28 protein-coding genes are annotated in these 26,172 nt (G+C 59.6%); 13 read left to right on the forward strand and 15 right to left on the reverse strand.

Annotation, left to right across the window (positions count from 1 at the left end; translation table 11 throughout):
* Positions 1-21: 21 nt before the first annotated feature.
* The 3 genes from dnaX to recR all read left to right on the forward strand — a co-directional run bounded on the left by dnaX (position 22) and on the right by recR (position 3,296).
* The gene (gene dnaX / locus AC2I9W_RS15805; RefSeq protein ID WP_486410880.1) at positions 22-2,130 is read left to right on the forward strand and encodes a DNA polymerase III subunit gamma/tau; all 2,109 of its coding nucleotides are present in this window, start codon (positions 22-24) and stop codon (positions 2,128-2,130) included.
* Between the two features lie 27 nt (positions 2,131-2,157).
* A complete protein-coding gene (locus AC2I9W_RS15810; protein WP_158392060.1) occupies positions 2,158-2,490 on the forward strand; it encodes a YbaB/EbfC family nucleoid-associated protein in 333 nt (110 codons plus the stop codon).
* Between the two features lie 215 nt (positions 2,491-2,705).
* The gene (gene recR, locus AC2I9W_RS15815; RefSeq protein ID WP_486410881.1) at positions 2,706-3,296 is read left to right on the forward strand and encodes a recombination mediator RecR; all 591 of its coding nucleotides are present in this window, start codon (positions 2,706-2,708) and stop codon (positions 3,294-3,296) included.
* Positions 3,297-3,413: 117 nt separating this feature from the next.
* Here recR and AC2I9W_RS15820 read toward each other — a convergent pair whose 3' ends face one another.
* Together AC2I9W_RS15820 and gloB are read right to left on the reverse strand one after the other, a co-directional pair.
* Positions 3,414-4,919 carry a transglycosylase SLT domain-containing protein gene (locus AC2I9W_RS15820; protein ID WP_486410882.1) on the reverse strand — a complete coding sequence of 502 codons (1,506 nt, stop codon included), beginning with the start codon at positions 4,917-4,919 and terminating at the stop codon, positions 3,414-3,416.
* A complete protein-coding gene (gene gloB / locus AC2I9W_RS15825) occupies positions 4,919-5,692 on the reverse strand; it encodes a hydroxyacylglutathione hydrolase (RefSeq protein ID WP_486410883.1) in 774 nt (257 codons plus the stop codon). Before gloB ends, AC2I9W_RS15820 begins: the two co-directional genes overlap by 1 nt.
* A gap of 19 nt (positions 5,693-5,711) precedes the next feature.
* Between gloB and AC2I9W_RS15830 the strand changes: the two genes are divergently transcribed.
* Both AC2I9W_RS15830 and rnhA read left to right on the forward strand, forming a co-directional pair.
* Positions 5,712-6,548 (forward strand): class I SAM-dependent methyltransferase, encoded by an 837-nt coding sequence (locus AC2I9W_RS15830; RefSeq protein WP_486410922.1) that lies wholly within the window; start codon positions 5,712-5,714, stop codon positions 6,546-6,548.
* Positions 6,545-6,994, forward strand: a complete 450-nt coding sequence (gene rnhA / locus AC2I9W_RS15835; RefSeq protein ID WP_486410884.1) for a ribonuclease HI — start codon at positions 6,545-6,547, stop codon at positions 6,992-6,994. The genes AC2I9W_RS15830 and rnhA overlap by 4 nt, the downstream gene beginning before the upstream one ends.
* Positions 6,995-7,173: 179 nt before the next feature.
* On the opposite strand, the gene AC2I9W_RS15840 is transcribed toward rnhA, so the two are convergent.
* The 6 genes from AC2I9W_RS15840 to AC2I9W_RS15865 form a co-directional block, all read right to left on the reverse strand.
* Positions 7,174-7,500 carry a thioredoxin family protein gene (locus AC2I9W_RS15840; RefSeq protein WP_486410885.1) on the reverse strand — a complete coding sequence of 109 codons (327 nt, stop codon included), beginning with the start codon at positions 7,498-7,500 and terminating at the stop codon, positions 7,174-7,176.
* 47 nt (positions 7,501-7,547) lie between these two features.
* A complete protein-coding gene (gene moeA / locus AC2I9W_RS15845; RefSeq protein ID WP_486410886.1) occupies positions 7,548-8,918 on the reverse strand; it encodes a molybdopterin molybdotransferase MoeA in 1,371 nt (456 codons plus the stop codon).
* A gap of 96 nt (positions 8,919-9,014) precedes the next feature.
* Positions 9,015-9,695, reverse strand: a complete 681-nt coding sequence (gene mobA, locus AC2I9W_RS15850) for a molybdenum cofactor guanylyltransferase MobA (protein ID WP_486410887.1) — start codon at positions 9,693-9,695, stop codon at positions 9,015-9,017.
* A gap of 3 nt (positions 9,696-9,698) precedes the next feature.
* On the reverse strand, positions 9,699-10,841 hold the full coding sequence (moaA, locus tag AC2I9W_RS15855; RefSeq protein WP_486410888.1) for a GTP 3',8-cyclase MoaA: 1,143 nt from the start codon (positions 10,839-10,841) through the stop codon (positions 9,699-9,701).
* Positions 10,842-10,936: 95 nt separating this feature from the next.
* Positions 10,937-11,518 (reverse strand): DUF2889 domain-containing protein, encoded by a 582-nt coding sequence (locus tag AC2I9W_RS15860; RefSeq protein ID WP_486410889.1) that lies wholly within the window; start codon positions 11,516-11,518, stop codon positions 10,937-10,939.
* 232 nt (positions 11,519-11,750) lie between these two features.
* A complete protein-coding gene (locus tag AC2I9W_RS15865) occupies positions 11,751-12,563 on the reverse strand; it encodes a Crp/Fnr family transcriptional regulator (RefSeq protein WP_486410890.1) in 813 nt (270 codons plus the stop codon).
* A gap of 61 nt (positions 12,564-12,624) precedes the next feature.
* On the opposite strand from AC2I9W_RS15865, the gene AC2I9W_RS15870 reads away from it, so the two are divergent.
* The 5 genes from AC2I9W_RS15870 to AC2I9W_RS15890 all read left to right on the forward strand — a co-directional run bounded on the left by AC2I9W_RS15870 (position 12,625) and on the right by AC2I9W_RS15890 (position 16,989).
* Positions 12,625-13,149, forward strand: a complete 525-nt coding sequence (locus AC2I9W_RS15870) for an Mpo1 family 2-hydroxy fatty acid dioxygenase (protein WP_486410891.1) — start codon at positions 12,625-12,627, stop codon at positions 13,147-13,149.
* 228 nt (positions 13,150-13,377) lie between these two features.
* Complete coding sequence (gene ppa, locus AC2I9W_RS15875) at positions 13,378-13,905, forward strand: inorganic diphosphatase (RefSeq protein ID WP_486410892.1); 528 nt, start codon at positions 13,378-13,380, stop codon at positions 13,903-13,905.
* Positions 13,906-14,068: 163 nt separating this feature from the next.
* Complete coding sequence (locus AC2I9W_RS15880) at positions 14,069-14,278, forward strand: hypothetical protein (protein WP_486410893.1); 210 nt, start codon at positions 14,069-14,071, stop codon at positions 14,276-14,278.
* A 65-nt stretch (positions 14,279-14,343) separates the two neighbouring features.
* Entirely contained in the window at positions 14,344-14,577 is a 234-nt protein-coding gene (locus AC2I9W_RS15885; RefSeq protein ID WP_486410894.1) for a hypothetical protein, read from the forward strand.
* Positions 14,578-15,216: 639 nt separating this feature from the next.
* Positions 15,217-16,989, forward strand: a complete 1,773-nt coding sequence (locus AC2I9W_RS15890; protein WP_486410895.1) for a methyl-accepting chemotaxis protein — start codon at positions 15,217-15,219, stop codon at positions 16,987-16,989.
* Positions 16,990-17,087: 98 nt separating this feature from the next.
* Here AC2I9W_RS15890 and AC2I9W_RS15895 read toward each other — a convergent pair whose 3' ends face one another.
* Positions 17,088-18,371 carry a GNAT family N-acetyltransferase gene (locus AC2I9W_RS15895; RefSeq protein WP_486410896.1) on the reverse strand — a complete coding sequence of 428 codons (1,284 nt, stop codon included), beginning with the start codon at positions 18,369-18,371 and terminating at the stop codon, positions 17,088-17,090.
* Between AC2I9W_RS15895 and AC2I9W_RS15900 the strand changes: the two genes are divergently transcribed.
* Positions 18,370-20,010 carry an NAD+ synthase gene (locus tag AC2I9W_RS15900; RefSeq protein ID WP_486410897.1) on the forward strand — a complete coding sequence of 547 codons (1,641 nt, stop codon included), beginning with the start codon at positions 18,370-18,372 and terminating at the stop codon, positions 20,008-20,010. The two genes, AC2I9W_RS15895 and AC2I9W_RS15900, sit on opposite strands and share 2 nt — an antisense overlap.
* A 50-nt stretch (positions 20,011-20,060) precedes the next feature.
* Positions 20,061-20,399 (forward strand): P-II family nitrogen regulator, encoded by a 339-nt coding sequence (locus tag AC2I9W_RS15905; RefSeq protein ID WP_486410898.1) that lies wholly within the window; start codon positions 20,061-20,063, stop codon positions 20,397-20,399.
* 139 nt (positions 20,400-20,538) lie between these two features.
* Here AC2I9W_RS15905 and AC2I9W_RS15910 read toward each other — a convergent pair whose 3' ends face one another.
* From AC2I9W_RS15910 to AC2I9W_RS15935, 6 genes are all read right to left on the reverse strand, one after another.
* Positions 20,539-21,132 (reverse strand): LOG family protein, encoded by a 594-nt coding sequence (locus AC2I9W_RS15910; RefSeq protein WP_486410899.1) that lies wholly within the window; start codon positions 21,130-21,132, stop codon positions 20,539-20,541.
* Complete coding sequence (locus AC2I9W_RS15915) at positions 21,129-21,527, reverse strand: diacylglycerol kinase (RefSeq protein ID WP_486410900.1); 399 nt, start codon at positions 21,525-21,527, stop codon at positions 21,129-21,131. The genes AC2I9W_RS15910 and AC2I9W_RS15915 overlap by 4 nt, the downstream gene beginning before the upstream one ends.
* A gap of 13 nt (positions 21,528-21,540) precedes the next feature.
* Entirely contained in the window at positions 21,541-22,005 is a 465-nt protein-coding gene (locus tag AC2I9W_RS15920; protein WP_486410923.1) for an RDD family protein, read from the reverse strand.
* 139 nt (positions 22,006-22,144) lie between these two features.
* Positions 22,145-22,969 carry a DUF3106 domain-containing protein gene (locus AC2I9W_RS15925; RefSeq protein WP_486410901.1) on the reverse strand — a complete coding sequence of 275 codons (825 nt, stop codon included), beginning with the start codon at positions 22,967-22,969 and terminating at the stop codon, positions 22,145-22,147.
* A 39-nt stretch (positions 22,970-23,008) separates the two neighbouring features.
* A complete protein-coding gene (locus AC2I9W_RS15930) occupies positions 23,009-23,464 on the reverse strand; it encodes a DUF3619 family protein (protein WP_486410902.1) in 456 nt (151 codons plus the stop codon).
* Positions 23,461-24,030: an RNA polymerase sigma factor gene (locus AC2I9W_RS15935; protein WP_486410903.1), complete on the reverse strand. Its 570-nt coding sequence runs from the start codon at positions 24,028-24,030 to the stop codon at positions 23,461-23,463. Before AC2I9W_RS15935 ends, AC2I9W_RS15930 begins: the two co-directional genes overlap by 4 nt.
* 261 nt (positions 24,031-24,291) lie before the next feature.
* Between AC2I9W_RS15935 and AC2I9W_RS15940 the strand changes: the two genes are divergently transcribed.
* Positions 24,292-26,079 (forward strand): acetolactate synthase 3 catalytic subunit, encoded by a 1,788-nt coding sequence (locus tag AC2I9W_RS15940; protein WP_486410904.1) that lies wholly within the window; start codon positions 24,292-24,294, stop codon positions 26,077-26,079.
* Positions 26,080-26,172: the final 93 nt, after the last annotated feature.

The following is a 26,172-nucleotide window of genomic DNA, read 5'->3' on the forward strand; positions in this document are numbered from 1 at the left end:
GGCCCCGTAGAATCAGAGACTATGTCTTATTTAGTGCTTGCTCGTAAATACCGGCCCCGTACCTTCTCCGAAATGGTGGGGCAGGAGCACGTGGTTCAGGCCCTGACCAATGCCTTGACGCAGCAGCGCCTGCACCATGCCTATCTGTTCACGGGCACGCGTGGCGTAGGTAAGACCACGGTATCGCGCATTCTGGCCAAGTCGCTCAATTGCCAAGGGGTTGATGGCAATGGTGGAATCACCGCAAATCCTTGCGGGGTATGTGCTGCATGCACTGAAATTGATAGCGGTCGGTTCCCCGATTACACCGAATTGGACGCTGCTTCCAATCGCGGCGTAGACGAGGTGCAGAGTTTGCTAGAGCAGGCTGTGTACAAGCCAGTTCAGGGGCGCTTCAAAGTCTTCATGATCGACGAGGTGCACATGCTGACGAACACGGCGTTCAACGCCATGCTCAAGACGCTGGAAGAGCCTCCTGAATATCTGAAGTTTGTGCTGGCCACGACTGACCCGCAAAAAGTCCCGGTCACGGTGCTCTCGCGCTGCCTGCAGTTCAACTTGAGACCAATGGCCCCAGACACGGTGCTTGAGCACCTGACTCATGTGCTGGACAAGGAAAGCGTGCCTGCCGAGCCCCAGGCTTTGCGCCTGCTGTCACGCGCCGCACGTGGCTCCATGCGCGATGCGCTGAGTCTGACCGATCAGGCAATTGCCTTTGGCAGCGGCCAGTTGCAGGAGGCGACGGTGCGCCAGATGCTGGGCAGTGTGGATCGCAGCCATGTGTTTCGCCTCATCGATGCGCTGGCGCAAGGCGATGGCCGCACGGTGGTGGAGACCTCGGAAGAGCTGCGTCATAACGGCTTGTCTGCAGCCTCAACCTTGGAAGAGATGTGCAATGTGCTGCAGCGCATGGCCGTTTTGCAGGCCGTGCCTGACATGCCACTGGATGACAGCGACCCGGAAGCGGCTGAAGTGGACCGCCTAGCCAGCCTGATGCCGCGCGACGAAACACAGTTGCTCTATAGCATCGCTTTGCATGGGCGTACGGAGCTGGGCCTGGCTCCGGATGAGTACGCTGCGCTGACCATGGCGCTGCTGCGGCTGCTGGCCTTCAAGCCAGAAAACGCCGAAGCCGGCACGGCTGAAAAAAAAACTCCAGCGCTGAGGCCTAATCGGCCGGTGATTGCTGCTCCTGCAGCTGTGCAGGGGGCGGCAACGATTGTGCGGACCTCGGCTGAACCTGCAAAGAATACTCCAGCGGAATCGGTGGCTCAGCTGGACTCCAAGTCCAAGCCATTGATCGAGACTGCTGCAAATCTGGAGTCTCCAGTGGCTGCCAAGCAGGTGAAGCCTGTGAAAAGTGCTTCTGAATCCATAGTGAATCAGGCAGCCGCTGTACCCATTCCTGCAGGAGAGAACAAGCCTGAAGAGGCGGTTGTTCCAGAGCCTGCGGCAGTGTCGCAGTTGCCAGCTGAAGCTGATGCCAATGGCCCTGATGTTGATGAATCCACCGATGAGTCCGTTTCGGACGCTTCAGGTCCGGATGAAGGTGCTTGGGCAGGCATGCCTGAGGAAGGCTGGGGCGACGATGGGCGTTGGAGCGATGATGCCGAGGTGGACGTGGGCTTGCCCGTGCACGCCCAGCCACCCATGGAGGCCGATGAAGCTGCCGCTCCAGAAGTCTCTGGCGGCTATGCCAGCACGGCGCAGAATGCCGCACCGGTGGAGCGCACGCCCGAGGGAGACTTGTGGTTTGGTGTGGTGCAGGAGCTGCTGGCGAGCGAAGCCGTAGTGGCAGTTGCACGGCAGCTGGCGCTGCAGTCGCAACTGGTGGCGCGAGATGGTGATTTGTGGTGTTTGCGCGTGGAATCCAGCTCGCTCAACCAAATGGGCACACGTGATCGTTTGCGGGCAGCGCTGGAAGCGGCCGGCCATGCGCGACAATTGCAGGTGGAGTTGGGGCCTGTGACAGATACTCCCGCGCGGCGCCTGGCGCTTGAGCGGCAAGCCAGTCAGTTGCTGGCCGAGGACATTGTCAAAAGCAACCCACAGGTACAAGCATTGATGCGGGACTTCGGCGCGAAAATCGTGCCTGGCAGCATTAAACCCATATCTATTCAGCCTGAATAAGGCGTTTCAACAAAAGAAGGAATTCTCATGTTCAACAAAGGACAACTCGCCGGTTTGATGAAGCAAGCTCAGGCCATGCAGGACAACCTGAAGAAGGCCCAGGATGAACTGGGCAACATCGAAGTTGAAGGCGAGTCCGGTGCGGGTCTGGTCAAGGTGGTGATGACCTGCAAGCACGACGTCAAGCGCATCACTATCGACCCCAGCCTGCTGGCCGAAGACAAGGACATGCTGGAAGACCTGGTGGCCGCAGCTTTCAACGCTGCAGTGCGCAAGGCTGAAGAGACCTCCAGCGAGAAGATGGGCAAGATCACCGCCGGTATGCCAGGCCTGCCCGGTGGCATGAAATTCCCCTTTTAACGGCAGCCAATACAAGCCTTGATACTTCGTTGCATGGTCTTGCCGCACCTCTGGTGCTGTCTGCGACCACGTGCCTCGTCTCAAACGTGAAGCTGCGCTTCACTGGCTCGTGTTGACCGCTTTGAGTGCAGAGTGAAACTTCCACATGCGCTCAATGGACAGGCGATCTGCGCAGTGGCAGATCGCTTTTTTTCTGGTGAGTGAAAGGACAAGCTGTGTCGGACATGCAATCTCTGGATGCCTTGATCGAGGCGCTGCGCAAGCTGCCGGGTGTGGGCATCAAGTCTGCCCAGCGCATGGCGTTTCATTTGCTCCAGCGCGATCAGGCAGGAGCCTTGCAGCTGGCGCGGGCGCTGGATTCTGCGGTCAATTCCGTGCACCACTGCCAGCGCTGCCATACGTTTACCGAAGGGCACATTTGCAGCATTTGTGACGATGCGGGGCGCGATGGTGCGCGCTTGTGTGTTGTGGAGGCTCCGGCCGATCTGGCAGCGATGGAGCGCACAGGGGCCTATCAAGGCTATTACTACGTGCTGATGGGGCGCCTGTCGCCGCTGGATGGAGTGGGGCCCAAAGAGATTGGAATGAAGCAGTTGCTGGAGCGTGCCTGCGACGGGGTGGTGCAGGAGGTCATCTTGGCGACCAGTTTCACGGTGGAGGGGGAAGCTACGGCCCATGCGGTCAGCGAAGCCTTGAAGTCCCGCGGCATTCTGGTGACGCGCCTGGCACGCGGAGTGCCCATTGGCAGCGAGCTGGAGTATGTGGACCTGGGAACAATTGCCCATGCCTTGGTGGATAGACGTTAAAAAAACCGTCCAATCGAGCTTGAGCGCTCGTCTGTAAAGCGCATACAACTATCAAATTCATGCTTCGATGAAAAAAGCCCGCAGGTTTTTGGCCTGCGGGCTTTTTGATAGGAACGCTTACTTGCGCTTTTTGGCAGGGTTTCCGCCGCGAGGCTTGGGCGCGCTTTTGCCGCCACGGGCGGTGCTACTGGCTTTGGCGTTGCTGCGGCTGCTGGTGGAGACTTTGCTGTTACCTCGCTTGCCGCCGCTGGCTTCGGCGCGCGCACTGCGGGCCGTGCGCGGGAGATAGGCAATCAACGTCTGACCGGCGCGTAGCGACGCTGTGGACTTGAGGTCGTTCCAGTCTGCAAGATTGGAGACGCTGACGCCGTAGCGCCTGGCCACGCTGACCAGCGTGTCGCGCTTGCGTGCTCTCACCGTGGTGCGAACGGTCACGACTTCGGGGGCAAAGGAGATCTGACCGTTGTCCGCCACATGGCCAGGGACATCGCCCTTGACATTGGCATCACGCGGCACCATCAGCGCAGATCCGGCCTTGATCAGCATGCGTGGAGGAATATTGTTGATGGAGCGCAGATCACCCTCGCTCAGGCCCACGCGCTGGGCAGCTTCGGCCACGGTGATGGTGGTGGGTACGGTCCAGACGGTCCAGCTGGCAAATTGTCCTTCGTTGTAGGCCTTGAGATTGCGACGAAAGACCTTGGCGTTGTCCCAGGGCAGCAGCACCTGGGGGGTGGCGCGCGCAAAGATCACGGGCTTATGAAAGCTTGGGTTCAGGGCCTTGAAGTCTTTGACGCTGACATCGGCCAGCTTGGCGACCAGTTCCACGTCGATGTCGTGGGGAATTTCCACAGCCTGGAAGTAGGGGTGGTTCTCAATGATCGGAAGCTCGGCGTTGAACTTCTCCGGGGCTGCCACAATGTTTTTCACAGCCTGCAGCTTGGGCACGTAGTTGCGTGTTTCCGCTGGCATCTGCAGGTCCAGGTAGCCCGTGGCTTGGCCCAGCTTTTCATTGCGCTTGATGGCGCGTCCCACGCTGCCTTCGCCCCAGTTGTAGGCGGCCAGTGCCAGGTGCCAGTCGCCAAACATGTTGTAGAGCTTTTGGAGATAGTCGAGCGCAGCGCGGGTTGAGGCCAGCACGTCGCGGCGGTCATCGCGGAATGCGTTTTGCTTGAGGTCGAAATAAGTGCCCGTGGCAGGCATGAACTGCCACATGCCGGCGGCCTTGGCACTGGAGACTGCTTGCGGGTTGAATGCGCTCTCGATAAAAGGCAGCAGGGCCAGCTCGGTTGGCATATTCCGGCGCTCCAGCTCCTCAACGATGTGGAACAGATATTTGCTCGATCGCTCCGTCATGCGCTGGATGTATTCGGGGCGCGTGGCATACCACTGCTCATGGTTTTGCACCAGGTCCTGCTCCAGATCGGGCATGGCGAAGCCCTTGCGAATACGCATCCAGAGATCGCCCGTGGCTTCAAGTTCAGCAACTTCGGAGTTGCCGACTTTGCCTTTGCCCAGCGGTTTGAGCGGGCCATCGGGATACATGGGGTCAACGCTGCTGGTGGTGGCGCAGCCAGTCAGAATCAGTACGCTGGTGAGCAGCAGGGTGGAGAGCAGTTTCATCAGAAAGCGTTTTTCCATTGGCGCAAAGAGGCAAGCACGCTGGCGGGCTCCTCGGGCCGGGTCTGAGAGTCATGCTTTACGGCTGCCGCGATGACATCGGCAGCACGTGTACGCATGAAGGGGTTGATGGCCAGCTCGGTTTGCAGCGTGGACGGAAGCGTGGGCAAGTCGCGCTCGCGCAATTGCTGGCAATGCTGCAGATACTGAGCCAGTTCCAGGTTGTTTGGTTCCACAGCCTGCGCAAAATGCAGGTTGGAGAGGGTGTATTCGTGTGCGCAGCACACCAGTGTGCTGCCGGGAAGGGCTGCCAGTGCGTCCAGCGAGGCCTGCATCTGCGCTGGCGTGCCTTCAAAAAGGCGGCCGCAGCCGCCAGAAAAAAGCGTGTCCCCGCAAAACAGCACGGGCTGGCTTTGCGCCTGAGCACTGAAAAAAGCGATGTGGCCGCTGGTGTGGCCGGGCACATCGATGACCTGCCAGGGCCCGCCCAGCAGATCCACGCTGTCGCCGCCTTGCACACGGGTTACAGGCTCGGGCAGGGTTTCGTAGGCAGGGCCCCAGACGGGCGCTGCCGTGGCCGCGCGGATGGTGTCGATGCCACCCACATGGTCAGCGTGATGGTGGGTGACTAAAATGCCCTGCAGTTTCAGGCCTCGCTGCGCCAATGCGTGCAAAACGGGCTCGGACTGGCCCGGATCGACGACGATGGCCTGCTCTGCATCGTGGAGCATCCAGATGTAGTTGTCGGAAAAAGCGGGAATGGGCAACAGGTTCATGAGCTGCAAAATTATAGAGATGCATCACTGGACGGATTCGGCCCTCGGCCACTATCTTCTGCAATGGGAGCAGCAACGCCTGGATGAGGCTGTGGCCGACATCTTTGGCTACCACGCCCTGCAACTGGGGCTGGCCAAGCTGCATGGCCTGCGAAGCAACCGCATGCCCCATCGCTGGCTGGCTCTGGACGAGATCGAGCCCGTTCCGGATGCAAAAGCAGGCACTTTAGCGCAAGCGGCGACAGAAGGCATGGCGGCGCAGATAGCGCCCGCGAAAAGCGCCCCCGATTTGGCGCCAGCACTGACACCTTCTTTCAGAACGGCTGCCGAGGCTTTGCCATTTTCCGAAGCCAGCCTTGACCTGCTGGTGATGCCGCACACGCTTGAAGCCTGCAGCGACCCCCATGCCGCACTGCGCGAAGCCGCACGCGTGCTGGTGCCCGAAGGGCGTGTGGTGATCAGTGGCTTGAACCCGGTCAGTTTGCTGGGCCTGCAAAGGCGTGTGGAGCGCAGTGCAGACCATTTGCCCGATCTGAGACTGGGTGTGGGCTACTGGCGTTTGCGCGATTGGCTCAGATTGCTGGGCTTTGAGATCGAAGCGGTGCAATTTGGCTGTTATCGTCCTGCCACTCAAAGTGAAAAGTGGCTGGGCCGCTGGCAATTCATGGAAGGCCTGGGCCACCGCTGCTGGCCTGTGCTGGGCGGGGTCTACTGTGTGGTCGCCGTCAAGCGTGTGCCAGGCATGAAGCTGCTGAGCCCGAATTGGCGCAAGCGCAGCCTGCCCGCAAGCCTCAAGGCTCCTGTGACCAGCAGGCAGTCGCCGGACACGATCTGGCGTAATAAGGAAAAAAATTGAATCAAGTTGTGATCTATACCGACGGTGCCTGCAAAGGCAATCCTGGCCCCGGTGGCTGGGGAGCCTTGCTGCAGGCCGGCACGGCCCAGAAAGAATTGTTTGGGGGCGAGCTGGGTACCACCAACAACCGTATGGAGCTGATGGCCGTGATTCAGGCGCTATCGGCCCTCAAGCGCCCCTGTGATGTGGTGCTGTATCTGGACAGCCAGTACGTGCGCAAAGGCATTACAGAGTGGATTCACGGCTGGAAGGCCAAGGGCTGGAAGACGGCCTCCAAGGAGCCTGTCAAGAATGCCGAGCTGTGGAAGCAGCTCGATGCGCTGGTGCAGGGCAGCGGTCACCGTATCGACTGGCGCTGGGTCAAGGGCCATGCCGGAGACCCCGGCAATGAGCGTGCCGATGCACTGGCCAACAAGGGGGTGGAGCTGGCGCTGAAAGACGGCTGAATCCCGTATCTGTGTATGTTGATTAAAAAAGGAGCGTGTAGCGCTCGCCAGTATTGAATTTCAGATTGTTTTGTATCTGAAACCAAGGACTAGCAGGCGCTACATGCTCCTTTTTTTTGCTTGTGCTTTCTTGGACTTCTGCGCAGAAGACCTCTGCTGACTTTCAGGAGGCAGGGTGGTCAGGAGGTCAGGCGCTGCAAAGCCTGCTGGATGGCTTCCTCGGATTCGGGGCGAACCAGGCGCTCCACTTCCTGGCCGTCGCGCAGGAAAATCAGTGTGGGCCAGAGCTTGACGCGATAGCTGCGCCCCAACGCACGGCCGGGGCCATCCTCCACCTTGATGTGGGCCAGGTCAGGGTATGCGGCCAGAGCAGACTGCAGCAGCGGCTGGGCACGCAGGCAGTGGCCGCACCAGGGCGTGCCAAATTCCAGCAAGCTCACGCCCTGTAGCGCGTCAATGGACTGCCGGGTGGGCTCGGTTGCCCGGTGGGTGGCTTGGTATGGCATGCAATGTTTTCCTGAGTGGGTGGAATAAGGATGCAGGCAGCGTGGCCTCAGATCAGTCCTCGCAGAGGCAGGATGTTGACCGTCTCGCCGGGCAGAACATGGCCGCGTGCATCGTCCAGCACGATGATGCAGTCCGCAGCCACCATGGAGCTGAGCACGCCCGAGCCCTGTGGGCCGGTGGTGCGTACGGTGGTCTGCCCCAGCGCATTGAGCTCCAGCACGCCGCGCAGGTATTCCGTGCGGCCGGTGCGCTTGCGCATGGGCTCGCTGCTGACGACCTGCAGCAGTGTGGCCGGCTTGCTGCGCTCTCCCGCGAGTATGGCCAGGGCCGGGCGCACAAACATCAGAAAGCTCACCATCGCAGCAACGGGATTGCCGGGCAGGCCCAGCAGCACGGCAGGGCGCTGTGTAGGGATGGGGGCACTCTGATTTTGGGAGCTGCTCGTGCTTGTCTTGATGGGGATTGGGGCCGATTTGACCAGGGATATGCCCCCTGCAGGCTTGAGCAGACCTACGGCCAGGGGACGGCCGGGGCGCATGGCGACGCGCCAGAACTGAACGGTGCCAAGACGCTGCAGCATGGCGCGCGTATGGTCTGCCTCGCCAACGCTGATGCCGCCGCTGGTCAGCACCACATCGGCCAGGGTGGCGGCTTCGCGCAGCCGGTCTTCCAGGGCGGCGGGCTCGTCAGGGACGGAGCCCAGATCCAGCACATGGGCGCCCAGGCGGCGCAGCAGTGCTTGCAGGCTGAAGCGGTTGCTGTCGTAGATAGCGCCTTCGCGGGGCTCGGCACCGGGGCTCAGCAACTCGTCGCCGGTGGAAAAATACGCCACGGACAGGCGACGGCGCACGCTGACCTGACCCAGCCCCAGGCTGGCCAGCAGGCCCAGAGCGGCGGGCGTCAGCCGGTGACCGGCCTGCAAGGCCACAGAACCCTGCATAAGGTCTTCACCACGCAAGCGGCGGTTGGCGCCCGCTTTGACGGTGCTGCTGTCCAGTTGTATGGCGTTGTCGAGGACGCTGACTTTTTCATAAGGCACGACCGTGTCCAGCCCCGCTGGCATGAGCGCGCCGGTCATGATCTTCACGCACTCACCTGCCGCAAGCTGGCCTTCAAACGCCGAGCCAGCCAGCACCGTACCGGCCACGCGCAGTGTCAGCGGCTGGCTTGTGGGCTGGGTCAGTTCGCTGCTGGCAAAGGCATAGCCATCCATGGCGCTGTTGTCATGGGGCGGTACGTTGACGGGGCAGATTACGTCATGGGCGAGAACCCGGTCCAGCGCCTCGGGCAGGGGCAACGTCTCTACTTCGGCCACCGGACCCAGCGGCTCAAGCAGGGCTTGCAGCTGCTGCAGAACTTGATCGGTGGTCAGTGCCTGAGTACTGGGAGAGGCAGCAGGTTGAAAAATCGCAGTCATAACAGCAAAAAATAAAAAAACCTCAGGGCAAGATGCAGCCATGAGGCTGTGAGGGCACTTTACACTTTTGGCCGGCAGTGCCGGCGAAGGGGGTGTTCAAGGGCGGGGATTGGAGGCAAGACTCTTCAGAGTTTGCTCCAGCTCATGCAATTGCCCCAATGTGTTGGCGTTGCTGAAGGCCTGGGCATCGCCCGGGCGGTCAAACACGGCATGAGCGCAGGCGTGCTGCTGGGTCCAGGCATCTATCTTGCGTCCGCCGCTGGTGATGAAGTGCTCCAGGCTGGGGGCGAGCTGCTGGCGCAGCAGGCAAAACACGGGCTGGGCTCGCAACTGGGGCGGCTGGCCGGGCAGGGCCCGCTCGTTATCCCAGCCATGGGCAATCACGATGTCTGCTTGGCCCCGGGCAGCCAGCATCTGTGCCGCCAAGTCCAGCGGAAAAAGCGGAGTGTCGCAAGGCACGCAGAGCAGCCACTCTGTCTGGCAGTGTACAAGCCCTGCCATGAAGCCGGCCAGAGGGCCGGGGTAGTCAGGCAGAGCATCTGCGCAGACCTTGGCGGCCAGTGGAAGGCCTAGCTTTGCGTATTGCTCGGCGTTGCGGTTGGCGTTAATGAGCAAAGGGCCGACCTGGGGGGCCAGACGCTGCAGGGCATGCAAGGCCAATGCCTGGCCGTGAAAGGTTTGCAGCCCTTTGTCCACGCCGCCCATGCGCGCACCGCGACCGCCGGCGAGCACGCAGCCGGTGATCTGTTCGGGGAGAATCAAGGTATGTGCCACCATGTATTAGCCGCCGATATAGCTCATCTCAATGCGGCGCCCACTTTGGGCAGGGCTTGCATCGGCTGGCATCTCGCTGCGCAACTGGGAATAGCGGTCATCGCGCTGCTGCCAGATGGGGGCAATGGCAGAGGAAATTTCGGCATCGCTGGCACCGCCGCGCAGCAGGCTGCGCAAGTCCCAGCCCTGATTGGCAAACAGGCATAGATAGAGCTGCCCCTCGGTGGACAGGCGGGCGCGGTTGCAATCGCCGCAAAAAGCCTGAGTTACGCTGCTGATGACGCCGACCTCTCCGAGCTGCGGATCATGCTGGCCACTGGCATTGGCATAGCCCCAGCGCACGGCGGTTTCTCCTCGAGAGCTGGGGGCCAGGGGGGTCAGTGGCAGCTCGCTGCGCAGTCTGGCGATTACCTCGCTGGAGGGCAGCACCTCGTCCATGCGCCAGCCGTTGGTGGCGCCCACATCCATGTATTCGATAAAACGCAGCGTAATGCCGGTGCCGCGGAAGTAACGGGCCATGGGCAGAATCTGGTCGTCATTGGTGCCGCGTTTGACCACCATATTGACTTTGATGTGCGACAGGCCCACGGCTTGCGCGGCCTCAATGCCGGCCAGTACATCGGAGACGGGAAAGTCCACATCGTTCATGCGGCGGAACACCGCATCGTCCAGCCCGTCCAGACTGACGGTGACGCGGTTCAGCCCCGCGTCTTTGAGCGCCTGAGCCTTGCGTGCCAGGAGCGAGGCATTGGTCGTCAGCGTCAAATCCAGTGGCTGGCCGTCGGGAGTGCGCAATTCGGCCAGCTGGGCAATCAGGGTTTCGATGTTTTTGCGCAGCAGCGGCTCACCGCCCGTCAGGCGTAGCTTGCGCACGCCATGCTGGACAAAAAGGCGGGCCAGGCGCGTGATCTCTTCAAAACTCAGCAATGAGCGATGGGGCAGATATTGGTAGTTTTTATCGAAAACTTCCTTGGGCATGCAGTAGTTGCAGCGGAAGTTGCAGCGGTCGGTGACGCTGATACGCAGGTCGCGCAAAGGCCGTCCCCACTGATCCTGCAGCAGCCCGGTAGGCGGCTGCAGAGAGTTGGGGACGATTGCGCTGCGGGATGCGGTGCGTGCATCGACCAAGGGAATCACACGTTCTGCCATGACTTGATTGTGCCGCAAGCCCTATGTCCGGGCCGGAAAGGGCTTGTTGTGCTTCATCAAATTTGATAGCTTTTTGCGCTTTCAGGCTCTGCGTTTCAGGCGTTTTTTGCGGGGGCTGAGGCTTGTTGAGTCAGTGGCTTCCAGTCTTTGAACTCGGGGTAGAACTCAGCCACGCCGGGCCCGTTGAAGTCCCAGCCCAGGCATTGACCCAGGTGGCGAGGCGGCAAGCCGGAGTCATCGGTGTCGAACTGATTGAGCACGGTGTGAAAAGCGGGGGTGGCCATGTTGAACAGCAGCTCGCGCAGGTGCGTGCAGCCCACCACGCCGCCCAGGTTGTCGGCGATAGCGCGGCGCCAGCCACGGGCAATGCAGCAGCCCAGCATCTTCTGCATGGACTTCGTGGCCTCGGGGCAGTGGCCCAGTGGGTGGTCGTCCATGGCGGCTTCGATGCCATGCACGACCATCTCAGCGTCGATGGTCAGGCGAATCCACATATGGTGAATCGGCTTGCCGGCAGGCACTTTGCGCTCGCCGTGCAGCTCGATGTCATAGGTTTTCTGGTCGATCAACTCGGCTTCCACATCCCACATGCCATCTTCACGAGCATAGCCTCGGTATTTGACGTCGCGCATGTGAATGGGGACAGGCGTGCGGCTGGCACTGGGGGGCAGGGGCATGGGGTATCTGTTGTTGGGATGGACTGTGGCGATGGCGTGCATGGCCTGGTCGCCCGTCATGGTTGGAGAAGCGGCGCTGCACTTGGCGGCGTCTGTTCCTGATTATCAAAGAGATGGAGGGCTTGTCCAGCAAGAAGTGGACAGCGGGGCGGTGTGGAGAGCAGCAGTGTCCAGGCCGACTCAGTTGATGCTGAGGTCAACGGTGAGGTGGTTGCCTCTAGCCTCTATCTGGTTAGCAGCTGGAGCGTATCTGCCCGGAGATGGCGGCAGCCTTGAGGGCGGGAAGATCCAGCACTTCCAGCTTGCCACGGCGCAGCTGCAGCCATCCGGCCTGCTGCAGCTCTTGCAGAATCTGGTTGGTGGTCTGGCGCGACAAGCCCAGCATGCGAGCGATCTGCTCTTGAGAGACAGACAGCTCGCGGTGGGTGCGCGTACGGTCTGCCCATTGCTCGTGGCCCATGGCCATTTGCACCAGGCGGCACATTAAGCGCTGGGGCGCTGGCAGCACCGTTTGCTCTTCCAGCGCAATCAAGCTGGTGCGCAGCTTGTGCGTCAGCAGCAGTGCCATGCAGTGCCAGTACTGGGGATTGGCATCCAGCCACTGCCGCAGCGGTGCATGGGGGATGTGAAGCAGCACGCAAGCCGTGTTGGCGTATGCATCGCGTGTGCGAGGCTCCGCATCAAAGAGTGCAATCTCGCCCAGCCAGCTGGGAGGCTCGACCAGAGTCAGCAAGGCGGTACGTGTGTTTTCCTGCAAGGCGGCTGTGCCAGAGATACACAGAGAGCCTCTTGCAACGGCATAGAGACCGCAAGGGGTATCTCCACGACGAAACAGCCATTCGCCGGCTGCCAACAGTCGTGGCTGTGCCAGCAGTTGCATGTGGGCTGTCATTTCTGCGGGAAGAAGGCGGAACCAGCGGCCTGCCTGAACAATGGCCCATAGTTCGCCGGTGCTGACACGCTCGAACTGGCTGCGCCTGCGTGACTGTGGCGCGGGAGCCAGGGCAGGCTGAGACGAAGGAGTGGGCTCTTGTGTCGGTGGCATGACAGACGGCAAGGTTGATGCTGCGTCACCATGCTCAGATAAGTGAACAGGAGATGCAGCAATGAAAACCCTAGTCGAGCAATTGTCCGGGTATGCGCACTACCACCGCGATCCACGCAATATCTGCACCCACTATGTGGGCGTGCCCATGATCATGCAGGGCGTGGTCATCTTGTTGGCTCGGGTGCATTGGGGAGAGGTGGCAGGCATACCTGTGTCACTGGCATCGCTTGCAGCCCTCGCGGCAGCGGTGTACTACTTGCGCTTGGATGTGCGCTATGGCCTTTTCATGGGTTTGCTGCTGGTGGCCATGCTGGCGCTGGGCGCCTGGGTTGCGGCGAAACCCCTCGGTGTCTGGCTGTTCTGGGGGCTGGGCCTGTTTGTTGTGGGCTGGTTGATTCAGTTCATAGGTCATTACTGGGAGGGGCGCAAGCCTGCTTTTTTGGACGATGTCATAGGCTTGCTGATCGGGCCGCTGTTTGTAGTGGCTGAGCTGGGATTCGTGCTGGGGCTGCGTCGCGAAGTTCAGGCAGAGGTGGAACTGCGCAGTGGCCCTGTGCGCCGTAGGCTGACTGTCAATATCTAGTTTGCTCTTCTTTTGAGAGCTGCATGCTATTGATGGATAATGGTTTAAGGCATGTTTCATTGAATATTGCATGCGTGGCGATGTGGTGCAAACACGGGCAGCAGGCGCATCTTTCAAACATGTAATGCCAGCGTTAGGGTCATGCGCCTAAAATCGCCGGGTGACCCGCAGACGCTGATGCTCCATCGGCCATGACGGGGCTTTTTGTTATTACCTTTCCCAATCATCATGTCTCTGAACAATGTGACCCCCGGCTCCAAGACGCCTGAAGTCTTCAACGTCGTCATCGAAATCTCGGCCAACTCCGCTCCCGTGAAGTACGAAGTGGACAAGGAAACCGGTTGCCTGTTCGTGGACCGCTTCATGGGCACTGCCATGCACTACCCCGTGAATTACGGTTATGTGCCCAAGACTCTGGCCGGTGACGGTGACCCCGTGGACGTGCTGGTGATGACACCCTTCCCCCTGCCTGCTGGCGTGGTGGTGCCTTGCCGTGCAATCGGCATCCTGCAGATGGAAGACGAAGGCGGCGTGGATGGCAAGGTGCTGGCCGTGCCTACACAGAAGCTGTTGCCTTCCTATGAAAAGATCAACCACCTCAGCGATATCCATGAGCTGACCCTGCAGCAGATCGCTCACTTCTTTGAGCACTACAAGGATCTGGAAAAGGGCAAGTGGGTCAAGGTTTTGGGCTGGAAGGGCGTGGACGAAGCGCACAAGGAAATCGTGGATGGCATCGCCAACTACAAGGGCTAAGTCAGCCTGATCAGGACTCTCCAACCCTGATTGGCAGGGGCTGAAGCCCCTCGCCTGTATACATTTGAAACGCACCTGGCAGTCAGTCAGGTGCGTTTTTTTATGGTGTGGCAGCTAAGTACACAGGAACGCATGAGTTGGAAATTTTAGGACTGGCGCGTAGGTGCCAGTTGGGGCGCAGTTTTACTGCGCTGGTAATGTTCTCGGTGCTGCTGGGCTGGGCTGGGTGGCCTGGCTGCAGCTCTCCAGTATTCACGCCGCAGGGCGTGAGGTCTTGGAAGTGGCGCTGCCGAGCGTCTATAACGCCGCCTCCATGCGCTCCGAGTACAACCGGTTGCGTCGTCATGAGGCAGGGATAGCGACAGCACCGTGACGGAGCTGGAGGGCTAGGAGCAGCAGATACAGGAGCGGCTCAAAGCCACTGCCGAGCAGCAAAAAATGATTGAAGGCTTGCTCGCCGGTGGCGCGTTCAGGCAGGCGTTTGACAGCTCTCTGCAGAACAAGCCCCAGTTTTTGAAGCTGCATCAGCAACCGCTGGCTCAAGCCTGGGATGGCGACTACAGCAGCTTGCAAAGCGATGCAGCCACGGTGGATGAGCCGGGGCTGTTTTTGCCGGGCAGTCGCAGCAAGCCGACAAGTCAAGTTTTGACCTGGCGCGTTACTGGTCGTTGAGTACGTTGGCGCTGGTGTGCATTTCCATGACGCGATTCATTAATGCCATTTGGCTCATGCTTGGGTACAAGCGGTGACTACCGGCAAGCAGGGAGCGTTGGTGCGCAATACGCGCCGCGATGCGATGGTCATGCATGCTGAATGCCTTCGAAGACATGCTTAGACAGCTATTCAATGTGGTGCGGGATGTGCGCGCCGATGCTCATGGCGTGGCTCTAAAGACAGGCTTCAGCACTCATCTGCATGGTTGACCATGCAGTTATCCCATGCAGAACACGACAGTGACAAGCGGTCAGGTTTTTCTGTTTTGTGCTTGATTAAAGTCAAAAACCAGGGTTTGGCTTCTGTCCTTCAAAAATGTTTACAAATGTAAGGCGGAGAATGAAGAGGGCAGCATGCCATGATGGCCCATCTGAAATGCCTTGCATAAATAAATAATTTGTAAGAGATATCTTTCAAATCTGTAGGCTGAAACCGGTATGCAGTGGCAATGAAATTGGAAACAATTAAAAACAAATTGTTTTTTGTTTCCTTTTTTGACGGATGTTGAGCGAGTTTCAGGCGCGGTAAAGCAAGTGATTCGTCGGGTACTGGAAAGAAATGTGGCAGCTAAGCTGATAGAAAAGGGCTGAGCAATCTATGAAGAACATCAAAATTTCGACGCGTATTCTTGGCACCTTTGGTGTTCTTGTTGTGCTGTTGCTGGCGATGGTGGCCATGGCCTTGATGCAGTTTCGAGCCATGCAGAGCAGCTCCGAAGTGATTACGGAAAAGGCTTTGCCCAGTGTTGAGGTCATCAACACTCTGAACACGGACTTGGTGCGTGCGCGCTTGCTGGAGCTGCGCCATGTCAACAACAGTGAGCCGGCTTATATAGCCGATGTGGAAAAGCAATTTGAGCAGTTGCAGCATCGCCTGGGTGAAGAAAAAGCGATCTATGAGCCTTTGATCCTGACGGAGCAGGAGCGCCAGATCTATACGCAATTCCTGAGCGAGCGCGAGCGCTATGTGGAATTGAATAAGCAGCTTTTTGAGGTCTCTCACAGCGGTGATAAGGAAAAAGCCAAAGAGCTGTTAGGGGGCGAATCTCTCAAGCTCTACAACACCTCTTCAGCCACTTTGCAAAAGCTGATCAAGTACAACAGCGACGCGGCCAAGGCCGAGACTCAGGCTGCCGCTGCCGCCTATAAGCGTGCTATCACTTTGCTGGTGACTGGGGCGGTGATTGCCGTGCTGATCGCGGTAATGGCGGGGTTGTGGCTGGTGCGCTCCATCCGTGCCCCGCTGCAGCAGGCCGTGCAGGCCGCAGACCGGGTGGCTAATGGTGATTTGAGTGGCGTCATCCATGTGGAGCGTCAAGACGAAACCGGTCAACTGCTCAATGCTCTGGAGCGTATGCAAGGCAGTCTGGTGCAGACGGTTCGCATCGTGCGCCAGAATGCAGAAGGCGTGGCCTCTGCCAGCTCGCAAATTGCTTCTGGCAATGCAGATCTCTCTAGCCGCACGGAAGAGCAGGCCAGCGCACTCGAGGAAACCGCTGCCTCCATGGAGCAGCTGGGCTCTACCGTGCGCCAGAATGCAGACAACGCCCGTGCCGCCAATCAGATGGCAGTGAATGCCTCGCAAGTGGCTGCGCAGGGCGGGGTCGTGGTGGCCGAAGTGGTGGAGACCATGAAGGGCATCAACAACAGCAGCCACCAGATTGCCGACATCATCTCGGTCATCGACTCCATTGCCTTCCAGACCAATATTCTGGCGCTGAACGCGGCTGTCGAGGCTGCCCGTGCTGGTGAGCAGGGCCGTGGCTTTGCCGTGGTGGCGGGGGAGGTGCGTACGCTGGCCCAGCGCAGCGCCGAGGCTGCCAAGGAAATCAAGGCGCTGATTACGACCAGCGTTGAGCGCGTGCAGCAGGGCACGCAACTGGTGGACAAGGCCGGTGCCACGATGACGGACATCGTTTCTGCGATTCGCCGCGTGACGGATTTGATGGCAGAAATCAGTGCCGCCAGCCAGGAGCAAAGCCAGGGTGTGGCCCAGGTGGGCGAGGCGGTGACGCAAATGGATCAGACCACCCAGCAAAACGCGGCACTGGTCGAAGAAAGCGCTGCGGCGGCTGGCGCTCTGCGCAAACAGGCGCAGGATCTGGTGCAGGCTGTGGCCGTGTTCCAGCTGCCTGCAAGCGTGCAGCATGATCAGGCTGGCCGAGTGGTCAGCCCCGCACCTGCCTCTGTGGTCATGCCTTCCCAGCCCTTGCGGGCACCGGCGGCTCGCCGATCGATCACCAAGCCTGTTGCGGTGCAGGCGGCTCCCCACTCGCTGATGGGAGGCGTCAGCGCAGACTCCACTGACATGCGCAACGCCCGTAGCACCCGCAAGAGCACCGTGAACGAGGATGACTGGGAAACTTTTTGAATGTCTCTGGTGAGCTGAGGTTTGAGGCCGCTGCAAAGCGGCCTTTTTTTCTGCACCTGAAGTGCTGTCGTGCAAGCGAGGGAGTGAGAGCCTTGCCGCTATGCTTTCTTCAGGGGGCTGTGGGACTGGAGTGCTTCGACATAGCTCGCCATGCCTTCGCCCTCGCGTTGCAAAAATCGCTCGATGGCATCGGCAAAGGCTGGATGGGCGACCCAGTGGGCGCTGGGAGTCTCGACAGGCATCAGAGCCCGCGCCATCTTGTGCTCGCCTTGGGCGCCACCTTCGAAGCGTGAAAAGCCGTTGGCGATGCACCATTCAATGGGCTGGTAGTAGCAGGCCTCAAAGTGGAGGCTGTCCACGCGCTCCAGCGCTCCCCAGTAGCGCCCATAGGCTACTTTGTTATTGATAGCTGCTTGCGCTTGATTATTATTGAATTCGGCATTGTTCAATGCTGAGTTCATTGATTCATCAGCGCTAACAGCTATCAAACTTGATGCAATGGGCTGACCGTCGCGTATGGCGATAAACATCACCCAGTTCTCAGGCATGGTGCTGGCCATGGAAGAGAAGAACTCCGGCGTCAGATAGGGCGGGTTGCCATGCTCCAGGTAGGTGCGTTCATAGCAGCGGTAGAAGAAGGCCCAATCCGCGGTCGTGATTTCGCTGCCGCGCAGTGTCTTGAAGCGCACTCCGGCTTCAAGCACCTTGCGCCGCTCCTGGCGGATTTTTTTGCGCTTTTCCTGGTTGAGTGAGGAAAGAAAGTCCTCGAAATCTTGCCAGGGCTGGCCTTGCGTGCACCGGTTTTGCCAGTGGAACTGCACTGTGCTGCGCTGCATCCAGCCGGCTGCAGTGCAGGCGGCCAGGTCGTGGGTATCACCAAACAGCAGGTGCAGGGATGACAGCTGCTGCGCTGCGGCCCATTCCTGAACGGCCCGCACCAGCGCAATGCGCAGCGCCTGCGTGCGCGCCAGCAGGCGCGTGCCGGGCACGGGGCTGAAGGGCACGGCCACAATGCCCTTGGGGTAGTAGGGCAGGCCATGCTGCTGGTAGGCGCGGGCCCAGGCCCAGTCGAAGACATATTCGCCATAAGAATGGCTCTTGAGGTAGAGCGGGCAGGCTGCCAGCAGCTCCGCCCCGTCCCAAACGGTGATGATGCGGACGATCCAGCCGGTATCGGGCGTGGCACTGCCGCTGTGCTCCATGGCTGCCAGGTATTCATGGCGCATGAAAGGCGTGGGGGTGGGCTGGGTGGCCAACAAGGCATTCCAGGTTTGTGCGCTCAGCTGCTGCACGCTGGTAAATACGCGAGTGATAATCTTGGCTTCGGCTATGCCCTGATTGTTGCGGGGGCTGATTGCCTCACCGCCTAGCTTGCTTTTCATGACGCTTTCCATTTGCTGTGCCCAACGCAACTTTGTCGTGGGTGACCTCTCTGGCAATGTCCAGAAAATCATTGCCGCTGCTGCGCAAGCTTATGCCAACGGTGCCCGCCTGCTGCTCACGCCCGAGCTTGCCCTGTGCGGCTATGCGGCTGAAGACCTGTATTTGCGCCCCGCATTTCTCGATGCTTGTGAGGTCGCATTGCGAGAGCTGCAGGCGGCCAGCGTGCAATGGCCCGGGATGGCCCTGGTGATCGGCCATCCGCAGCGTGAGGCGGGGCAGCTCTACAACGCCGCCAGTGTGTTGCGCGATGGACAGTCTATTGCCCGCTACTTCAAGCAACTGCTGCCCAACTTTGGCGTGTTTGACGAGCAGCGCTACTTTGCGGCGGGTCATGAGCCCTGTGTGTTTGAGCAAGATGGCATTCAGGTTGGCGTGCTGATTTGTGAGGACGCCTGGCACACGGGCCCGTCGCAGGCCGCAGTCGCGGTGGGTGCTCAGTTGCTGGCGGTGATCAATGCCTCGCCATTCCACAGCGGAAAACCGGCTGAGCGCGAGGCCGTGATTGCGCAGCGCGCTGCGGAAAATGCGGTTCCTCTGATCTATTCGCATCTGGTGGGTGGTCAGGACGAGATCGTGTTCGATGGTTGCTCATTCGCAGTGGAGGCCAGCGGCCAAGTGGCTGCACGCGCCTGTGCCTTTGCAGAGGATCTGCCCGTGGTGGCGGCCCACCTCAAGAATGGCCGTGTGAGCCTGATGGGCGAGGTCAAGCCCCAGCTGAGTCACCACCATGCGCTGTGGGCAGCGCTGGTGCTGTCCGTGCGCGACTATGTGGGCAAGAATCGCTTTCCGGGTGCGCTCATCGGTTTGTCGGGTGGCATGGACTCGGCCCTGGTGCTGGCGATTGCCGTGGATGCATTGGGGGCCGACAAGGTGCGCACCGTGATGATGCCCTCGCCATACACGGCAGACATCAGCTGGCTTGATGCGCGCGAAATGGCCGAGCGTGTGGGTGTGCAGTACGAAGAAATCGATATTGCGCCCCAGTTCGAGGCCTTCAAAACTGCACTGGCCCCTGCTTTTGCGGGCCGCGCCGAAGACACGACCGAGGAAAACCTGCAGGCCCGCATTCGCGGCACCTTGCTGATGGGCATGAGCAACAAGTTCGGCTCTATCGTGCTGACCACGGGCAACAAGAGCGAGATGTCCACCGGCTACTGCACGCTGTATGGGGACATGGCAGGTGGTTTTGCCGTGATCAAGGACGTGGTCAAGACCGAGGTATTTGCGCTGGCGCGCTGGCGCAATGCCAACGACCCGTTTGGGACCGGGCTGGATCCTATACCCGAGCGCATCATCACGCGGCCGCCCAGCGCCGAGCTTCGCCCAGATCAAAAGGATCAGGACAGTCTGCCCGATTACGAAGTGCTGGATGCCATCGTGACTCGCTACATGGAAAATAATGAGAGCATAAGCTCCATCATTGCCGAGGGTTTTGCAGCAGCAGATGTGGACAGAGTCACGCGTCTGATACAAATCAACGAGTACAAGCGCCGTCAGGCTCCCATAGGGCCGCGTGTGACACCGCGCAGTTTCGGCAAGGATTGGCGCTATCCGATTACGAATAAATTCCGTGCCTGAGGTCAGCCCTGAGGTGCGCAGCCTGTATCAAAACTGAAGGAAGAAGCCCCATGAAAATGATTACCGCCGTCATCAAGCCTTTCAAGCTCGAAGAAGTGCGCGAGGCCTTGGCCGAGTGTGGGGTGAATGGCCTGACCGTGACGGAAGTGAAGGGCTTTGGACGCCAGAAAGGTCACACCGAGCTGTACCGTGGCGCTGAGTACGTGGTGGACTTTCTGCCGAAGGTGAAGATTGAAGTCGTGGTGCGTGACGAAGATGTGGACCGCTGCGTGGACGCGGTGGTCAATGTGGCCCGCACAGGCAAGATTGGCGATGGCAAGCTTTTCATCACGCCTGTGGAGCGCGTGGTGCGTATCCGCACGGGCGAGCTGGACGATACGGCTATATAAGTTCCCCCCTGAGGCGCTGCGCGCCTTCCCTCTAGGGGGAAGGCAACATCGCTGCGGGGCGGCCCTTGCTTGTTGCCCCTGACTTAGGTGGGGCGCTTGTGATTTGAAAAAAGCCAGCTGAAAAGCTGGCTTTTGTATTTCAGATCACGGATCGGAGGTTGGGGGTGTCAAGGCGGGTGCCGGAGTTCTGCACCATGTTTTGAAGCAGAGCAGGGGCGTCGCTGCTGCTTTCGATCAGTCCCATCTGCCATTCGCCCATCAGCTCGTTGCGAACGCAGGACTGAAGAAACTGCAGCATGGTGTCGTAGTAGCCATCGACATTGATCAGCCCGATGGGCTTGTCGTGATAGCCGAGCTGGCGCCAGGTCCAGACCTCGAACAGCTCTTCAAAGGTGCCGATGCCGCCGGGCAGGGCGACAAAGGCATCGCTTCTCTCGGCCATCATGGCCTTGCGCTCGTGCATGTTCTTGACGATGTGCAGCTCGTCGCAGGCTTGGTTGGCCAGCTCCTTGTCCACCAGAGCCTGGGGGATGATGCCAACGACGCGGCCGCCAGCCTGGCGCGTGGCTTCGGCCACCACACCCATCAGGCCGCTGCGACCGCCGCCGTAGACCAGTTGACCGCCGCGCTCGCCAATCCATTGGCCGACGGCCTTGGCAATTTCGGTGAATTGAGGATTGTTGCCAGGGCGGGAGCCACAGTACACGCAGATGGAAAAAGCAGGTTGGGTCATGCAATAAAACGGTGATAAAGAGCGGCAGCCCAGACAGCGCCGCACAGGCATAGAGCTAGGAGCACGGCAGCGCTGCCCATGTCCTTGGCTTTCTTGGAGAGCTCGTGCCACTCGGGGCCGATACGATCAATGGCTGCTTCGATGCCGCTGTTGAGCAGCTCCACAATCAGCACCAGGATGGCTGTGCCCGCCAAAAGTGCAGTTTGCTCCCAGCTTTGGCCCAGCCAGAATGCGGCTGGAATCAAAACAAAGGCACAGAGGGCTTCTTGCTGAAAGGCTTTTTCATGCCAACCTGCTCGCAGACCTGCCAGGGAGTAGCTGCCGGCGTGCAGTATGCGGGACAGTCCCTTGCGGCTCTTTTGAGGATTGACGGGGTTTGGGGTGGGAGAGCTCATGAGGAATTCGGATTTAGCGAACGCGCTTGGGTGCAGGGGGCTGGTGTACCAGCCGGGTGCCGGCCCAGGCGTCGTGCCAGAACTGCTTTTGCGGGTGAAAGCGGCTGAGCAAAGCCCAGATCAATATCCAGCCTGTGAGCAGCACTAATACTTCCAGTGCTGGCAGGCCCAGTGGGTAAAGCAAGGCCAGTGGCGGTAGCCACCACATCCAGCTGGCGGCGTAGCGCAGCAGGGCGCGGGTTTGGGTCAGCGGGCGGCCTTGCACATCGACAACGCGTATATGCCAGGTCTTCATGGCCAGGGTCTGGCCCTTGCTCCAGAACCAGACAAAGTAAATGCCCAGCACGACCAGCATGTAAGCCTGTAGCAGATGGCGGTTGTCCAGAGCATTGCGGGTTTGGGAGAGCGTGCCGAACAAATAGCCTGCGATGAAAACCACGCCAAACAAGAGCATGCCTTCATAAAGCCAGCAAGCCATGCGTCGGCGCAGGCCTGGTGCTACTAAATCAGGAGTCGAGGAAACTGCTGCGTTGCCATCACGATACGGGGTGTCTTGCTGCATGAAGGCATTGTAGGGCTCCGTTTAGAGGCGAGGAGCCTAGATTGCTAGCCTGTTTCTATTGTGAGTGAGAGTCTTGAGCTGGCGCATCCAGCGGTGGCAACGCGATGGGTGTAGCGCGCGGCGTATCGACCGGGACAGTCTCCACAATCACAGAAGGAGTGCGTACAGGGTGGGTTTCTACCATCGCAGGTGTGGCGGGCACGGGCGGTGGTGGGTGATGAATGGTTGCCGGAGGGATCTTGGGTAGATTGGGTGACGAGCTGGGAGACGCGGTGGCAGCGGGGATGCGGGCCAGCCTTTTGGCGGGCACGGGCTTGATGGCCGGAGCGACCGTCACGACCTTGGGTGCTGCACGAGCAGCTAGCAAGCGCTTTTCTTCATCACTCAACGCCTGATAGGCTTCCCACTGCGCTTGCTTGTCGGTGGCAAGCTTGTTGCTGATGGCAAAATTCAGCCGGGCCTGGTTGCGCTGAGCGGCGCTCAGACCCGACCAGTCTTCCATGCGGTCATGCAGCTTTTGCTGCTCGCGCTCGCTGAGCTTGTCGTAGCCATCGGCCAGGGCGATCCAGCGGCGCTTTTGGACTGCACCGATCATGGCCCAGCGCTCTTTGAGAGGCTGTAGCACCCGGCGCTGGTCGGGGCTCAATTCGCTCCAGCGTGGGCCGGAGGCCATGGCCGAAGTTCGCTGCCGCGAAGAGGGGGCGACATGCATGGACTTGGATGCGGCGACCGTCGCGGGCGGAACTGCACTGGGAGCCAGCCGCACTTGCTGCACTACATTCCAACCCGACCAGCCGAGGGCCACCAACAACAGCGCCGCCATGATGGCGGCGGCGTTGCTGGAGGTTTTCGCAGAGGAATGCTTTGTTGTGGTGGGCATCAGTGCAGCTATGGGCGGAAACAGCGCCTTCAGAGAAGTTTAGTGCTCTGAAGTCGCAGGGGCTGAGGTCTTGAGATATTGAATAAAGCCGGGGTCCGCATAGGCGGCTGGGGGCAGGTCGTCTGTCAGCAAGGCTGTGTCAACGGCAGTGACTTCGCTCAGCATACTTTGCTCGGTGTCCGAGTTGTAGATCACCACGCCGGCGATCAGCGCAAAAACGGGAATGGCCGAAACCAGAGAACGCCACCAGCCGCCGCTTTCCTCAGGGCTGCCCAGGGTCAGGGTGCCGGACTGCGCGGATGAGACTGAGCTGCTTTGAAGCTGAAACACCGAAGCTTCACGCCGGCGCATGGACACCGCTTGCTCCCGGGAGGCGCGCAGGCGTTCAGTGACCTCGTAAGGCAGCAAAGCCTCTGCCTCGCTCAGTCGGGCGGTGATTCGGCGGGCGATACGATCGGCGGCCTGTTCTTGCATGGGGTTGGGCGCGGACTTCATAACTCGATTCCTTTGGCCTTGAGTGCCTTGCTCAATGTTTGGATGGCACGAAAGCAGTGGGTTTTGACACTGCCCTCGGAGCAGCCCATGGCGGCGGAGGTTTCCGCCACATCCATCTCTTCCCAATAACGCATGAGAAACGCTTCACGTTGACGTGCTGGCAGCTCTTGTATTTCTTTTTCGATGCTCAGCAGTGTCTGCTTGCGCTCGGTCAGGCTCTCGGCATTACTGGCCGCGGCCTCGTCGTTGTTGGTGGCGTAAGTTTCCACCCAGTCGAAATCACCGTCTGTATCGGCTGAAGACTCCAGATCGCTGAAGTGGGTGAAGACTGCTTTTTGGGTTTTCTGACGGCGAAACCAGTCCAGAGTGCTATTGGACAGGATGCGCTGGAACAGCATGGGCAGCTCGTTGGCAGGCTTGTCGCCATAGTGCTGAGCCAGCTTGAACATGCTGTCCTGAACGATATCCAGGGCGGCCTCATCATCGCGGACGTGAAAAACGCTGCGTTTGAACGCACGCTTTTCTACGCCTTTGAGGAATGCTGACAGTTCTTGTTCTGTGGCCAAGAGAGAAGCCCTGGAAAACGGGTGTGTGGTCGTGGAAAAGACGCTGATTATCGCATTCGATGATGTTTTTTTGTGTACAGCCTTTGAAGGTCTTGTTGCAGTGCGATAATGATCTTCAATTTAAAGAAGGAAACGGATCACGGTCCGGCGTACACACAAACGCCCATGGCTTGTGGTCTTAAGTCCTAAACCGGCCTCACAAGGGCTTCAGGCTAAGGGCACCGAAGGTTTTTCGTTAGAGAAATTCACAAAGGTTTGAGCATGGAAATCTCCAAAGTCGAGCTGGCTTCTGCAGCCGCCGCATCGTCTCCCAAGGGCGCCCAGGAATTGATGGGCTCCGAAATTCTCATCAAGTCGCTTCAGGCCGAGGGTGTGCAACACCTGTGGGGTTATCCCGGTGGGGCCGTTCTCTACATCTACGACGCGCTCTACAAGCAAGACAGCATTCAGCATGTGCTGGTGCGCCATGAGCAGGCTGCCGTGCACGCTGCCGATGGTTTTGCGCGTGCCACGGGTGAAGTGGGGGTTGCGCTGGTGACATCCGGTCCCGGTCTGACCAATGCGGTGACCGGTATTGCTACGGCCTACACAGACTCCATCCCCATGGTGGTGATCGCGGGTCAGACATCTACGAATTACATCGGTACCGACGCGTTCCAGGAATGCGATACCGTGGGTATCACTCGTCCCATCGTCAAGCACAACTTCCTGGTCAAGGATGTGCGCGATCTGGCCGAGACCATGAAAAAGGCTTTCCACATCGCTCGCACCGGACGTCCCGGTCCCGTGGTGGTGGATATCCCGAAAGACGTGTCCTTCAAGAAGGCGCTGTACACGGGCTATCCTGAAAAAGTGGAGATGCGCTCGTACAACCCCGTCAAAAAGGGGCACGCAGGCCAGATTCGCAAGGCACTGCAACTTCTGCTGACGGCCAAGCGCCCCTATATCTACACCGGTGGTGGCGTGTTGCTGGGCAATGCCTGCAACGAACTGCGCACATTGGTGGACATGCTGGGCTACCCAGTCACTCACACGCTGATGGGCCTGGGCGCCTATCCCGCCAGCGACCGCAAGTTCCTGGGCATGCTGGGCATGCACGGCACGATCGAAGCCAACAACGCCATGCAGAACTGCGATGTGCTGCTGGCCGTGGGTGCGCGCTTTGACGACCGCGTGATTGGCAATCCCAAGCACTTCATGTCGGTGGAGCGCAAGATCATCCACATCGACGTGGATCCTTCTTCCATCTCCAAGCGCGTGAAGGTGGATGTGCCTATCGTGGGCGACGTCAAGGATGTGTTGACCGAGTTGATTGGCATGCTGCGCGAATCGTCCCAGCAGCCCGACGGTGGTGCGCTGTCGCAATGGTGGGAAACCATCGAAGGCTGGCGTAGTCGCGACTGCCTGAAATATGACAAGAGCAATGCCGAGGTCATCAAGCCCCAGTATGTGGTCGACACGCTGTGGAATATGACCAAGGGCACGGACACCTACATCACCTCTGACGTCGGTCAGCACCAGATGTGGGCTGCGCAGTACTACCGCTTTGATGAGCCCCGTCGCTGGATCAACTCCGGCGGCCTGGGCACCATGGGTGTGGGCCTGCCTTACGCCATGGGTATCAAGCTGGCCAAGCCGGACTCCGAAGTCTTCTGCATCACGGGCGAAGGCTCGATCCAGATGAACATTCAGGAGCTGGCCACCTGCAAGCAGTACAACACGCCTGTGGTGATCTGCGCGCTGAACAACCGCTTCCTGGGCATGGTTCGTCAGTGGCAGGAAATTGAATACTCGGGTCGCTATTCCAGCAGCTACATGGATTCGCTGCCTGATTTCGTCAAGCTGGCCGAGGCCTATGGCCACCGCGGCATGCTGATTGAAAACCCCGCTGATGTGGAAGGCGCTCTGCGTGAAGCGCGTCGCATCGTGCGCGAGGAAAGCAAGACCGTGTTTCTGGACTTCCGCACCGACCCCACGGAGAACGTGTTCCCCATGGTTCAGGCAGGTCGCGGCATCACGGAAATGCTGCTGGGCGCTGACGATCTGTAAAAGGTCGCTTGCCAAAAGATATAGCGGCTAGCGCAAGCTGGCTGCTATATTCAGAGCCTTTTCATGCGCAAATGCAGATTGACTCTGCGCTAA

The sequence above is a fragment of the Comamonas sp. FUJ_7 genome, from assembly GCF_057369555.1.

What these genes read in the sequence shown, in the direction of transcription:
- dnaX (WP_486410880.1), top strand. Translation starts at nt 22, where the DNA reads ATGTCTTATTTAGTGCTTGCTCGTAAATACCGGCCCCGTACCTTCTCC.
- AC2I9W_RS15810 (WP_158392060.1), top strand. Translation starts at nt 2,158, where the DNA reads ATGTTCAACAAAGGACAACTCGCCGGTTTGATGAAGCAAGCTCAGGCC.
- AC2I9W_RS15820 (WP_486410882.1), bottom strand. Translation starts at nt 4,919, where the DNA reads ATGAAACTGCTCTCCACCCTGCTGCTCACCAGCGTACTGATTCTGACT.
- gloB (WP_486410883.1), bottom strand. Translation starts at nt 5,692, where the DNA reads ATGAACCTGTTGCCCATTCCCGCTTTTTCCGACAACTACATCTGGATG.
- AC2I9W_RS15830 (WP_486410922.1), top strand. Translation starts at nt 5,712, where the DNA reads ATGCATCACTGGACGGATTCGGCCCTCGGCCACTATCTTCTGCAATGG.
- AC2I9W_RS15840 (WP_486410885.1), bottom strand. Translation starts at nt 7,500, where the DNA reads ATGCCATACCAAGCCACCCACCGGGCAACCGAGCCCACCCGGCAGTCC.
- moeA (WP_486410886.1), bottom strand. Translation starts at nt 8,918, where the DNA reads ATGACTGCGATTTTTCAACCTGCTGCCTCTCCCAGTACTCAGGCACTG.
- mobA (WP_486410887.1), bottom strand. Translation starts at nt 9,695, where the DNA reads ATGGTGGCACATACCTTGATTCTCCCCGAACAGATCACCGGCTGCGTG.
- moaA (WP_486410888.1), bottom strand. Translation starts at nt 10,841, where the DNA reads ATGGCAGAACGTGTGATTCCCTTGGTCGATGCACGCACCGCATCCCGC.
- AC2I9W_RS15860 (WP_486410889.1), bottom strand. Translation starts at nt 11,518, where the DNA reads ATGCCCCTGCCCCCCAGTGCCAGCCGCACGCCTGTCCCCATTCACATG.
- AC2I9W_RS15865 (WP_486410890.1), bottom strand. Translation starts at nt 12,563, where the DNA reads ATGCCACCGACACAAGAGCCCACTCCTTCGTCTCAGCCTGCCCTGGCT.
- AC2I9W_RS15870 (WP_486410891.1), top strand. Translation starts at nt 12,625, where the DNA reads ATGAAAACCCTAGTCGAGCAATTGTCCGGGTATGCGCACTACCACCGC.
- ppa (WP_486410892.1), top strand. Translation starts at nt 13,378, where the DNA reads ATGTCTCTGAACAATGTGACCCCCGGCTCCAAGACGCCTGAAGTCTTC.
- AC2I9W_RS15885 (WP_486410894.1), top strand. Translation starts at nt 14,344, where the DNA reads ATGATTGAAGGCTTGCTCGCCGGTGGCGCGTTCAGGCAGGCGTTTGAC.
- AC2I9W_RS15890 (WP_486410895.1), top strand. Translation starts at nt 15,217, where the DNA reads ATGAAGAACATCAAAATTTCGACGCGTATTCTTGGCACCTTTGGTGTT.
- AC2I9W_RS15900 (WP_486410897.1), top strand. Translation starts at nt 18,370, where the DNA reads ATGACGCTTTCCATTTGCTGTGCCCAACGCAACTTTGTCGTGGGTGAC.
- AC2I9W_RS15895 (WP_486410896.1), bottom strand. Translation starts at nt 18,371, where the DNA reads ATGAAAAGCAAGCTAGGCGGTGAGGCAATCAGCCCCCGCAACAATCAG.
- AC2I9W_RS15905 (WP_486410898.1), top strand. Translation starts at nt 20,061, where the DNA reads ATGAAAATGATTACCGCCGTCATCAAGCCTTTCAAGCTCGAAGAAGTG.
- AC2I9W_RS15910 (WP_486410899.1), bottom strand. Translation starts at nt 21,132, where the DNA reads ATGACCCAACCTGCTTTTTCCATCTGCGTGTACTGTGGCTCCCGCCCT.
- AC2I9W_RS15915 (WP_486410900.1), bottom strand. Translation starts at nt 21,527, where the DNA reads ATGAGCTCTCCCACCCCAAACCCCGTCAATCCTCAAAAGAGCCGCAAG.
- AC2I9W_RS15920 (WP_486410923.1), bottom strand. Translation starts at nt 22,005, where the DNA reads ATGGCTTGCTGGCTTTATGAAGGCATGCTCTTGTTTGGCGTGGTTTTC.
- AC2I9W_RS15925 (WP_486410901.1), bottom strand. Translation starts at nt 22,969, where the DNA reads ATGCCCACCACAACAAAGCATTCCTCTGCGAAAACCTCCAGCAACGCC.
- AC2I9W_RS15930 (WP_486410902.1), bottom strand. Translation starts at nt 23,464, where the DNA reads ATGAAGTCCGCGCCCAACCCCATGCAAGAACAGGCCGCCGATCGTATC.
- AC2I9W_RS15940 (WP_486410904.1), top strand. Translation starts at nt 24,292, where the DNA reads ATGGAAATCTCCAAAGTCGAGCTGGCTTCTGCAGCCGCCGCATCGTCT.